Annotated in this window: 7 protein-coding genes; 4 read left to right on the forward strand and 3 right to left on the reverse strand. The window is 54.2% G+C overall.

The genetic code is table 11. The features are described 5' to 3' along the window. Positions 1-146: 146 nt before the first annotated feature. The gene (gene nrdE / locus GP473_RS02310; RefSeq protein ID WP_185769222.1) at positions 147-2,309 is read left to right on the forward strand and encodes a class 1b ribonucleoside-diphosphate reductase subunit alpha; all 2,163 of its coding nucleotides are present in this window, start codon (positions 147-149) and stop codon (positions 2,307-2,309) included. 311 nt (positions 2,310-2,620) lie between these two features. Here the strand turns inward: nrdE and GP473_RS02315 are convergent, their stop codons facing one another. After that, the gene (locus GP473_RS02315) at positions 2,621-3,121 is read right to left on the reverse strand and encodes a ferritin (protein ID WP_185769223.1); all 501 of its coding nucleotides are present in this window, start codon (positions 3,119-3,121) and stop codon (positions 2,621-2,623) included. Positions 3,122-3,443: 322 nt separating this feature from the next. Between GP473_RS02315 and nrdF the strand changes: the two genes are divergently transcribed. The 3 genes from nrdF (at position 3,444) to serB (ending at position 8,314) form a co-directional block, all read left to right on the forward strand. Further along, complete coding sequence (gene nrdF, locus GP473_RS02320; protein WP_185769224.1) at positions 3,444-4,439, forward strand: class 1b ribonucleoside-diphosphate reductase subunit beta; 996 nt, start codon at positions 3,444-3,446, stop codon at positions 4,437-4,439. 526 nt (positions 4,440-4,965) lie between these two features. Further along, entirely contained in the window at positions 4,966-6,666 is a 1,701-nt protein-coding gene (gene ctaD / locus GP473_RS02325; protein ID WP_185769225.1) for an aa3-type cytochrome oxidase subunit I, read from the forward strand. A 358-nt stretch (positions 6,667-7,024) separates the two neighbouring features. After that, on the forward strand, positions 7,025-8,314 hold the full coding sequence (gene serB, locus GP473_RS02330; RefSeq protein ID WP_186277245.1) for a phosphoserine phosphatase SerB: 1,290 nt from the start codon (positions 7,025-7,027) through the stop codon (positions 8,312-8,314). Positions 8,315-8,380: 66 nt separating this feature from the next. Here serB and GP473_RS02335 read toward each other — a convergent pair whose 3' ends face one another. Both GP473_RS02335 and GP473_RS02340 read right to left on the reverse strand, forming a co-directional pair. Next, positions 8,381-9,949: an AMP-binding protein gene (locus GP473_RS02335; RefSeq protein ID WP_186277068.1), complete on the reverse strand. Its 1,569-nt coding sequence runs from the start codon at positions 9,947-9,949 to the stop codon at positions 8,381-8,383. A gap of 174 nt (positions 9,950-10,123) precedes the next feature. Further along, positions 10,124-12,154 (reverse strand): ATP-dependent DNA helicase, encoded by a 2,031-nt coding sequence (locus GP473_RS02340; protein ID WP_186277069.1) that lies wholly within the window; start codon positions 12,152-12,154, stop codon positions 10,124-10,126. Positions 12,155-12,166 lie beyond the last annotated feature (12 nt).

A 12,166-nucleotide genomic window follows, 5' to 3' on the forward strand; every position in this document is an offset into this window, starting at 1 on the left:
ATGCCGCATGTAAGCGTGAAACAGATGCCACACGTACGCAACAAAATCGATCGATAGCAGTGTGCAGATGAACATCGCTTATTCCCGACCCAGACATACAGCGTAGACATACAACTACACACTCAACACCGCAGGAGACATACACAATGACCGCTTCCGAGCTTGGAAAGACCGTCGCTGAGCCCGTGAGCCAGGCAGAGCAGCTGGACTACCATGCACTCAACGCCATGCTGAATCTCTACAACGACAAAGGTGAGATTCAGTTTGACAAGGACCGCGAGGCAGCCAACCAGTTCTTCCTCCAGCACGTCAACCAAAACACCGTCTACTTCCACGACCTGGAAGAAAAGATCAACTACCTGGTGGAAAACAAATACTACGACCCAGCAATTCTGGGTAAGTACGACTTTGAGTTCATCAAGAGCCTGTTCAAACGCGCCTACGCTGTGAAATTCCGCTTCCAGAGCTTCCTGGGAGCCTACAAGTACTACACCTCCTACACTCTCAAGACGTTCGACGGCCGGCGTTACCTGGAACGTTTCGAAGACCGAGTGTCAATGGTGGCGCTGGGGCTAGCCGATGGCGATAAAAAACTGGCCGAGGCACTGGTCGACGAGATTATGGATGGCCGCTTCCAACCTGCAACACCGACCTTCCTGAACATTGGCAAGGCACAACGCGGTGAACCCGTGTCCTGCTTCCTCCTGCGTATGGAGGACAACATGGAATCTATTGGTCGGGCTATTAACTCCGCGCTGCAGCTATCTAAGCGTGGAGGCGGAGTGGCTCTGCTTCTGAGCAACCTCCGTGAACACGGTGCGCCAATTAAGCACATTGAAAACCAGTCCTCTGGTGTGATCCCTGTGATGAAGCTGCTGGAAGACGCATTCTCTTACGCTAACCAGCTCGGGGCACGTCAGGGCGCAGGTGCTGTATATCTCCACGCTCACCACCCGGATATCCTGCGGTTCCTAGATACCAAGCGCGAAAACGCTGACGAAAAGATCCGCATTAAGACCCTGTCCTTGGGCGTTGTTATTCCAGATATCACCTTCGAGCTGGCTAAGCGCAACGACGATATGTACCTGTTCTCGCCCTACGATGTGGAGCGGATTTACGGTAAGCCTTTTGCGGATGTCTCCGTCACTGAGCACTACGAGGAGATGGTCGAAGACCCGCGTATCCGTAAGAAGAAGATTAACGCTCGCCAGTTCTTCCAAACCCTCGCCGAGATCCAATTCGAATCCGGCTACCCATACATTATGTTTGAAGACACGGTGAACCGGGCGAACCCAATCGAGGGTCGCATTACCCATTCGAACCTGTGCTCTGAGATCCTTCAGGTCTCCACCCCTTCCGTGTTCAACGATGATCTCACTTATGAGACCGTTGGCGACGACATCTCCTGCAACCTAGGGTCTATGAACATCGCTGCTGCGATGGATTCGGAGAACTTCTCCCGCACCATTGAGACAGCAATCCGTGGATTGACTGCTGTGGCAGACCAGACCTCCATTGACTCAGTGCCGTCCGTACGCCAAGGTAACGACAATTCCCATGCCATTGGCTTGGGACAAATGAACCTGCATGGCTACCTCGGGCGGGAGCACATTTATTACGGGTCGGAAGAAGCGCTGGACTTTACCAATACGTACTTTGCCTGCGTGATGTATGAGGCGATTAAGGCCTCTAACACCATTGCGAAGGAGCGCGGTACGAAGTTCCAAAACTTTGAGAAGTCGGAATACGCCACTGGTGAGTTTTTTGACCGTTACGACGTGGCAGATTTCGTTCCAAAAACCGCACGCATCAAGGCGATCTTCGACAATTCTTCGGTGAACATCCCATCTCAAGAACAGTGGGATGAGTTGCGTGCCTCCGTCATGGAGCACGGCTTGTACAACCGGAACTTGCAGGCTGTTCCGCCGACCGGTTCCATCTCCTACATCAACAACTCCACCTCATCGATCCACCCGATTGCGTCGAAGATTGAGATCCGCAAGGAGGGCAAGATTGGTCGCGTGTACTATCCAGCCCCACACATGACCAACGAAAACCTGGAGTATTACCAGGATGCGTATGAGATCGGATATGAGAAAATCATCGATACATACGCGGTTGCTACGAAGTATGTGGATCAGGGATTGTCTCTGACTCTGTTCTTTAAGGATACGGCGACAACCCGAGACATCAACCGCGCTCAGATTTACGCATGGCGCAAGGGAATCAAGACCATTTACTACATTCGTCTACGTCAAACTGCGTTGACGGGTACTGAGGTTGAAGGGTGTGTTTCCTGCATGCTGTAGCCCAGAGCAGTCCCAGAGCAGTTGAGCTTCTGGCTGGTATGGGTTCGGGAACTATCCCACCCTCCATGGATCCCGGCTCCTCCCCGGTGCCGGGTCTTCATTGGTTCCTCCCGTTCATAGGGCGTTCCAGCACTGCACGTCCCTGTCCGCCGTCCCGGAGAATTCCTTCTCATTTATCCCATATATATCCCATATATATAAGGTATAAGCCGGCAACGCGGAATAGGGCGACGGCGTTATTCGAAAATGGGGTGGGGAAGCGGGCTAGTAAAGATGCAGTGGAGCCTCATGTGTGGAACGGAGTGGAGTAATTACTCGGAATCAGGGCGGGAACCAAGTTCCTGGTCGATGCGCAGCAGGCCCGAACCATCCGTGCCCACGATCTTGATGCGGTCGATGATCTCACCGACCGTGGACTCCTCCTCAATCTGCTCATCAAGGAACCAGTTGAGCAAGGAGCGGGAGTCGATGTCGCCGACTTTGTCGGCAGTACGGGCGAGTTCTCGGATGAGCTCGGAAACCTTTTCTTCATGAGCCAAGGATGCCTCGAAGGCTTCCAGAGGAGAAGAAATCTTGATGGCTGGAACGTTTACGGTGCCCAGCTGTACGCGCTCCCCGCGATCCAGGAGATGCTGAGCGAACTTCTGAGCGTGTTCGCGCTCTTCCTTGGCCTGTTCGAACATCCAGTCTCGCATACCCGAGAAAGAGAGCCTATCGAGTTCGTAGGCGAGCTGGGTGTAGATCAACGCAGCCTCATGTTCTGCGATGACTTGCTGGTTTAACTGCTTTGCGAATTTCTTGTTGATACTCATACGGCGGAGTCTACGGATGAACGATCGTCGGCGCTAGGGTTCGCAGCCTCACCTAAATGTGCGTAGCCTTATCTACCGCTAAGAATGTGCGTAGCCTCATCTACCGCTAAGTCTGCTGTGCGTCATACGACAGGTCAGAGAACCGGGTTCGATGAGCTAAGAGCATGAGCTTCTTGTCTAAAACGGGTACGATGAATCGAAGCGCCTTGTATGAGGCAAACGCAGCTATGAGCTGCGAAAGGACAACCATCTTCATTAACAAAAGTGTGTTCGCAGGAGCGCACACACGAGTGGGAAGAAAAACCAAGGAGAAGTTGTACAGATGAGCGCGCAGGCTCCACAGTCGCCAGTACACCGCCAGATTGGCGTACCAGTTTCTGCAATTAACTGGAACAGCATCACCGATGACAAAGACCTTGAAGTCTGGGATCGTCTGACGGCCAACTTCTGGTTGCCCGAAAAGGTGCCCCTATCCAATGACGTCCAGTCGTGGCATACGTTGAATGACGTCGAGCGAGAGACCACCATGCGTGTCTTTACTGGCTTGACCATGTTGGACACCATCCAGGGAACAGTGGGAGCCGTCAAGCTCATAGAAGATTCCGCGACCCCTCACGAAGAGGCAGTGTTCACGAATATTGCCTTCATGGAGTCTGTGCACGCTAAGTCCTACTCTTCGATCTTCATGACCCTTGCGTCCACTCCAGAGATTAACGACGCCTTCCGCTGGTCCGAAGAGAATGAAAAGTTGCAGAATAAGGCTGATCTGATCCTTGGTTTTTACGAGGGTGATGATCCAATGAAGAAAAAGATTGCCTCCGTTCTCTTGGAAAGTTTTCTTTTCTACTCCGGGTTTTACCTTCCGATGTACTGGTCGTCCCATGCGAAGCTGACTAATACTGCAGACATTATTCGTTTGATCATCCGTGACGAGTCAGTGCACGGCTACTACATCGGTTACAAGTATCAGCGTGCACTTGAGAAGGAAACGTCCGAGCGCCGTGAGGAACTCAAGGACCACACATTTGATCTCCTGCTCGAGTTGTATGACAACGAAGCCCAGTACACCGAGGATCTTTACGATGAGCTGGGTTGGACCGAGGACGTCAAGCGCTTTCTGCGTTACAACGCCAACAAGGCTCTGAACAACCTGGGTTATGAGGGGCTTTTCCCCGCTGATGAGACCCGTGTCTCACCAGCCATCTTGTCTGCGTTGAATCCGGGCGGTGATGAGAATCACGATTTCTTCTCTGGCTCCGGTTCCTCGTACGTAATCGGTAAGGCGGAAAATACTACAGACGAGGACTGGGATTTCTAAGAAAAGTTCTGTTGTTTCCGGCATGTGCCGCATGAGGCTCGGTTGTGGCGCCGCTGCAGCTCAACCTTCGAAGTTGCTGTATGTGGGTGGATGAGCTCAAGTCAGACAATTGCGCTCAGTAGACATGATGACCTGGTAAAACTAGGTCGCTCTAGTACTGTTTTCGTTTGTCCCTTGGGTGTCGATGAAGTCTGGTTGCTTTAGTGCCACGTTGTTCCACCCCACTTCCGACGTCACCTATACACCCCTACCGAAAATACCGGTGGGGGTATATGCTTGTGAACATGTAGGAAGGTGTTTACATAGATTCAAAATTTTCTGGGAATGCCATGTCACCCCCGAAAAGTGCAATAGGTAAAGATGCATAACATCCTGACTATTGAAAAGGGGGTTGCACCTACTAACATGAAGATATTCCTGCGCTCGGTGGGAAGATGCTGACGACATCACAACACTGAGACTTGGAGAGATCATTCTTTGAATATCGGGAGAGACGATCCCGATATTGCGTAGTCAGGAGGAATCAATGACCGCAGTAGCGCCACGGGAAGACCACCAGGTCGCCCCGAGTCGGCCTGCGCCACTCAATGTGCAGAACCGTCGCGGCAGCAAAGCTTGGCTGATGCTGACCACGACCGACCACAAGCAGCTGGGCATCATGTACATGATCATGTCTTTCAGCTTCTTTATGGTCGGTGGCTTGATGGCTTTGCTCATGCGTTTGGAGCTTTTTAAACCAGGCCTGCAGTTTCTGACCAACGAGCAGTTCAACCAGCTATTCACCATGCACGGCACCGTGATGCTGCTGCTGTATGGTTCTCCGATGGTGTTCGGCTTTGCTAACTACGTCATGCCGCTACAGATTGGCGCACCCGACGTTGCCTTCCCTCGCCTTAATGCTTTCGGCTTCTGGCTGACCACCGCGGGTGGTGTCATCATGCTGTCTGGCTTCCTCACCCCTGGTGGCGCGGCCGACTTCGGTTGGACCATGTACCAGCCACTTGCTGACCCAGTTCACTCCCCAGGCGTAGGTTCCGACCTGTGGATCTTGGGTGTCGGTGTTGGTGGTGTCGGTACCATCGCATCCGCTATCAACATGATCACCACCATTCTGTGCCTCCGCGCACCGGGTATGACCATGTTCCGTATGCCGGTGTTCACCTGGAACATCATGGTTACCTCCGTCTTGGTTCTGCTGATTTTCCCACTGCTGACCGCAGCAGCTCTGGGTGTGTTCTACGACCGCAAGCTTGGTGGCTTGATTTATGACGCCGGTAACGGTGGAGCTATTTTGTGGCAGCACCTGTTCTGGTTCTTCGGCCACCCAGAGGTTTACGTTCTGGCCTTGCCTTTCTTCGGTATCGTGTCTGAGGTTTACCCTGTCTTCTCCCGTAAGCCAATGTTCGGTTACGTCGGCCTGATCTTCGCAACCCTGTCCATCTGCGCACTGTCCATGGCAGTGTGGGCACACCACATGTTCGTTACCGGTGCTGTCATGCTCCCATTCTTCGGTTTCATGACGTATCTGATCGCCGTTCCTACCGGCCTGAAGTTCTTCAACTGGCTGGGCACCATGTGGAAGGGTCGCCTGACCTTCGAGACTCCAATGATCTTCGCATTGGGCTTCTTCGCAACCTTCCTCTTCGGTGGTTTGACAGGCATCATGCTGGCCTCCCCAGCACTTGACTTCCACGTGTCTGACACTTACTTCGTGGTGGCTCACTTCCACTACACCCTGTTCGGTACAGTGACCTTCGCTTCCTTCGCGGGCATCTACTTCTGGTTCCCTAAGATGACCGGTCGTATGCTTGACGAGAAGCTGGGTCACCTGCACTTCTGGCTGACCATGATCGGCTTCCACACCACCTTCTTGGTTCAGCACTGGGTTGGTAACCTCGGTATGCCACGTCGTTACGCCGACTACCTGGACTCCGATGGCTTCACCATCTACAACCAGATTTCCACTGTCGGCACCCTGATCCTGGCTGTGTCCGTCCTTCCATTCCTTTGGAACATTTTCAAGTCCTACCGCTACGGCGAGGTTGTCACCGTGGACGACCCATGGGGCTACGGCAACTCCTTGGAGTGGGCCACCTCTTGCCCTCCACCACGCCACAACTTCACCTCCATGCCACGCATTCGTTCCGAACGCCCAGCGTTCGAGCTGCACTACCCACATATGGTCAAGCGCATGCGTGACGAGGCTCACGTGGGACGTCACTTCTAAGCGGTATCACCCGTCGAAACGGCACCGCAGCTGCAGTGCTGGTGAAGTGATAACCCTCAGTTAGGCACCCTGCCCGTCCAGCCAACACGGCTCAACCGGGTTAGGGGAGAAGTTAAAGCCACATCCCTACTACGCGGGATGTGGCTTTCGTAGTTTTCAAAAAAGCTGGGGCACCCCATAAAATCCAAAGGAGCGCACCAGTACATCACCACAAGATGACGTACATATAGCGCATACCCGATAGAACCAGCACGCATAAGCGCTCCATGCCTACAAACATCCTTGTACGTATCGCTAACCCATACGCGTAACCAAATCACACATTTAAGACCGCACAGTGAATACAGAGAAAACCGATCTGACCCAGCCCGAATCCCACACCGACGCCACCTTTGAGGGCACAACCAACGACACCCTCCAGCAAGGCCTCGTGCCTGCATTAGTAACAGTCAGTGGATTAGACAGGCCAGGCGTGACAGCCGCCTTCTTCCGGGTGCTGTCCTCTTATGGCGTGCAACTACTAGACGTGGAACAATCCGTCTTTCGTGGCACGCTCAACCTTGCCGCATTGCTTGGGGTCAACAAGAACGACATAGACAACCTGCGCGACGGGCTACAGGCAACGCTCATTTCTTACGGTATGGGTGTTCAGGTCACCGCAGATAGAGAACTGGAGTCCACCCGCCCCCGTTCTACCCACGTCATGGTGGTGATCGGCCGTCCCGTCACCGCCGCTCATATCTCACGAATTGGCCAGACGCTGGCGGATTACGGAGCCAATATCGACACTATTCATGGCATCGCAGACTATCCCGTCACCGGCCTGGAACTTGAGCTAACCGTCGCCAATGCCGCACCCGGTGGCGGAGTCCCCCTGCGTAAGGCTTTAGCTGAACTCACGAGTGAAATTGGTGTAGACATTGCTATTGAACGAGGCGGCCTGGCACGTCGTGCAAAGCGTCTCATTTGCTTCGACGTCGATTCAACCCTGATCCAACATGAAGTTATCGAAATGCTGGCAGCCTATGCAGGAAAAGAAGCTGAGGTAGCCCAGGTCACCGAACGCGCCATGCGTGGAGAGCTAGACTTCGTGGAATCCCTCCACGAACGAGTGAAAACCCTCGCGGGTCTCGACGCATCCGTTGTAGAAAAAGTGGCCCGCGATATCCAGCTCACCCCCGGAGCCCGCACCACCATTCGCACGCTCAAACGTCTTGGATACAAAACTGGCGTGGTATCAGGCGGTTTTATTCAAGTCATCGAGCCACTAGCGCGCGAATTGGAACTGGATTTCGCCCGTGCGAACACGCTAGAGATTATCGATGGCAAGCTGACAGGTCGAGTGATTGGCCCTGTTATTGACCGTAATGCGAAGGCAGAATCTCTCAAGGAATTTGCGTGGTCCAACGGAATTCAGTTATCCCAAACAGTCGCCGTAGGTGATGGAGCCAATGATATCGACATGCTCTCTACCGCCGGTTTGGGCATTGCCTTTAATGCAAAGCCCGCCCTACGTGAGGTAGCCGATGCCGCAGTGAATCATCCATTTCTGGATCAGGTGCTGTTCCTACTGGGAATTTCACGCCACGAAATTGAAGACGCGGATTTACGTGATGGCACATATCGCCGCGTCCCATTGGATCAGTAGAACGCCCCGGGACAAAAGACAACCCGGGGCAATCCTGAAGTGGAATCGTGTAGGGGTGGTTCCTAATTACTTCTCCCGCGCCTTTAGCTCGCGGCGCAGGATCTTGCCCGTGGAAGATTTAGGAATTTGGTCAATAAACTCCACTTCCCGGATCTTCTTGTATGGTGCAACTCGCTCGGCAACAAAGTCCATGATGGACTGCTTTTCTGCGTCGGTATTCTCACAACCTTGCTGCAGCACAATGAAAGCCTTCGGAATTTCCTCTCCCTTACGCACCACGCCGATGACTGCAGCGTCCGCAACGTGATCATTATTGAGTAGCAACGCCTCGAGCTCCGCAGGTGGAACCTGATAACCCTTGTATTTAATTAACTCCTTAAGCCGGTCGACAATAAACACATTGCCTTCGGAATCCTGCTCGGCAAGGTCACCAGTGCGCAACCAACCATCACCGGGTAGAGTCGCAGCAGTTTCCTCAGGACGGTTGAGGTAGCCCTTCATGATTTGTGGACCGCGTACCCACAATTCACCAACTGCAGAACGTTCCCCAGGTTCCGGCAAGCCAATCTCGTTACCTGACTCAGGATCTACCAACTTGTGCTCAGTGTTCGCCACAGGCTTACCGATGGATCCACGGTTCATCTGTGGGTCACTGTTCGTGTGGGTGACGGGGGACGTCTCTGTCATGCCATAGCCCTGCTCCACGTGTACTCCCAGACGTTTCTCCACCGCAAGGGCTAGCTCCTCATCCAAAGCCGCAGCACCGGATAGTACCGCACGCAACGTGGACAAGTTGAACTTCTCCACCACAGGATGTTTAGCCAGCAGCACAGCGATGGGAGGAGCAATGAACGTAAACGTGACTCCGAACTTTTGGTGGGCAGTGAGAAAGCTTTCTACCTCGAAGCGCGGTTGGGTAATGAGTGTTGCTCGTGTGGTGAGCGACAGGTTAGCTAGCGCTGTAAGACCGTAAATATGGAAAAACGGCAGTACACCAAAAATCACGTCGTCACGCGTCACTAGCTGCGCATCTTGAGCTTGAAGCACGTTCATTACGAGGTTCTCATGGGTGAGCTTCACTCCCTTGGGAAGACCGGTGGTCCCAGAAGAATACGGCAGAGCTGCCAGGTGGGTAGAGGGATCGAAGCTCACTTGAGGAGCTGTACGGCGTTCCGCAAACCACTGCTGGAGGCCATTGTTGGAGTCGAGAAAAATAGTCTCCACACCCTCAGACTTCGCGGCGTTCGCAGACGCTTCGCCTAACGCAGCGACAGAAAGTAGAAGTGTAGTCCCGGAATCCTTAATCTGTTCCGCAATTGCTTCCTCAGTTGCCAAGAGAGAGATTGGGGTGAGTACGGCTCCTATTCGCCAGACAGCATGCGCAGCGATCACAAAAGCAAGGGAGTTAGGGCAGTGTAAAGCTACGACATCGCCTGGCTTAACTCCACGATGCACCAAACCCCCGGCAGCGGATTCCACGTAGGTCTTTAACTCAGCAAACGTGGTTTCGGAACCGTCAGCCACATCGATGATGGCCACGCGATCTTCATCTTCCGGAGCAAGAGATCCAAATACAAGACCCCACAGTCCACATGCGGGGATCTCGAGATCTGGGCGGGGGCTAGCCACTGGCATATGTTCCTCCTCGGTTGGGGAAATCAAAAGGTTGAACCCAATCGTAAGAGAAAGAAGAAGATTTTGCGTCCAAATGTAGGAACATCTTTTCGGCTGCACCCGGGAACTCCCCCGATAGGCTTCGGTATGCGCCCGCACGCACTGTGCTTCATCTCATCCTGTGACAGTTTGCTCTCAATCCACGGCGGTTTTTGCCAATCGACGCAGCGCAGCAAGAGCGGTGCTCTGACTGGAAGTTTCCCAAAAATCAGGCATGGACGCTCGAAGGAAACTCCCATACCGAGCAGTGGCTAGGCGCTGATCCAGTACGGCGACCATGCCGCGGTCGTCAACAGAACGGAGTAAGCGACCTGCTCCTTGCGCGAGTAAAAGTGCGGCGTGAGTGGCCGAGACCTCCATAAAGCCGTTACGTCCTGCCTTAACCGCAGCTTCCTGACGAGCTTTCATGAGAGGATCATCTGGGCGGGGGAAGGGCAGACGGTCAATGACCACCAGGCTTAAGCTGGAGCCCGGCACATCAACCCCTTGCCAGAGTCCGAGCGTGCCGAAAAGACAGGTGGATGGATTGTCCCGAAATTGCTCCACCAAAGAAGAGAGGGAATCTTCCCCTTGCAGCAAGATGTCATAGGGAACTACGCCACGTAGTTCATCGGCCATCTCTTCGGCGGCACGACGCGAAGAAAACAATCCCAGAGTTCTTCCTCCCGCGGCATTGATGAGCCGGGCAGTCTCGTCGATGGCCTCTGCAGACAAGCCATCTCGCCCAGGTTTTGGCAAATGGGTGGCGACGTACAAAATGCCGTGCGTTTTGGAATCAAAGGGTGTCCCCACATCCAAAGTGGTGGCATGGGAGGGCATACCCCACTGAGCCATCATCACATTGAACCTGCCCCCAAGCGCTAGTGTTGCGGAGGTGAGGATCACTGTGGAGTTGGAGAATAATCGCTGGCGCAGCAAGTCAGCCACGCTCAAAGGGGCGACGAAAATCTGCTTTCGGCTACTGTCCGAGGAGAGCCAGACTACGTCTTCCCCGAGCAGGTCGTCCGGTCGTTCCGCGGCATTGGCGGAGGAGGCATCCAGCACCCGCTGGGCAGTATCGTGTAGCTCTTCGGTGGCCGCAATAACGGACTGACGCTCGGCGGCTTGTGCCGGGTCATTGGCAAATTCCCCCGCCGGGATACTGCTGATTGCGCGATTGACCTTCCACGCGGCATCGCGCAGAGCGGACAGTGGAGTCACTAATCCAGCCGGAACTTCAGTCCACCTGCCGATGACCGAGCCTGGGGTGCCTGCGGGAGCCGAATGGGCGATGGCAGAATCCAGCGCCTGTGACCACGCGTCTCCTGCTTCCTCGAGTTCCACTCCCGTGTCTTTTGAGCCGATCTTGTTCGCTCGTTTGGCAAGGATAGCCACCGCCGTCGGAGAAAGTTCCGCGGTTGCGGCAGAGGTGATGCGAGGCACCAGCTCGTGTGCTTCGTCGATCACCACGGTCTCATGTTCAGGGAGAATGGGTGCGTCGGCCATGGCGTCGATGGCTAAGAGCGCATGGTTGGTGACCACAATGTCTGCTTGCGCGGCGCGCGCTCGGGCACGCTCCGCGAAGCACTGCTCTCCGAATGGGCAGCGCGTCGCCCCAATGCACTCGCGTGAAGCGACCGATACCTGACGCCAAGCCTGATCACTGACACCCTTGTCTAGATTGTCTCGGTCTCCGTCATCGGTCTCATTCGCCCACTCATATAGGCGCTTGACCTGAGCGCCCGTGCGGGATACCTCCGAAGAAGAAAGAAGTGCCTCTTCTTCAGGATTCATCCCGGATTCGTTGGCAGCCTCTACTGTGGCGCCGTGGATCTTATTCAAACACAGATAATTGTTGCGCCCTTTTAAAATCGCGGATTCCAATGGACGCGGCAATTCGTCCTCGAGAGCCTGCGCCAAACGCGGTAGGTCCCGCTCTACTAATTGCCTCTGCAGCGCAATAGTGGCGGTGGATACGATAACCGGGAGATTGCCGTGCATCGCTTGATTGATCGCGGGAATGAGATAGGCCAAAGACTTGCCCGTGCCCGTGCCCGCTTGCACTGCGAGGTGCTTTTCTTCGGCCATGGCTGCGGATACCGCATCGGCCATTTTTTGTTGCCCGGCACGCGGCGTGCCGTTCAGGGAATCAACCGCTAGGCTCAGCAGCTGTTGGGTACGGTTCATTCCTCCATCATT

Source organism: Corynebacterium anserum (genome assembly GCF_014262665.1).
GTDB lineage: Bacteria > Actinomycetota > Actinomycetes > Mycobacteriales > Mycobacteriaceae > Corynebacterium > Corynebacterium anserum.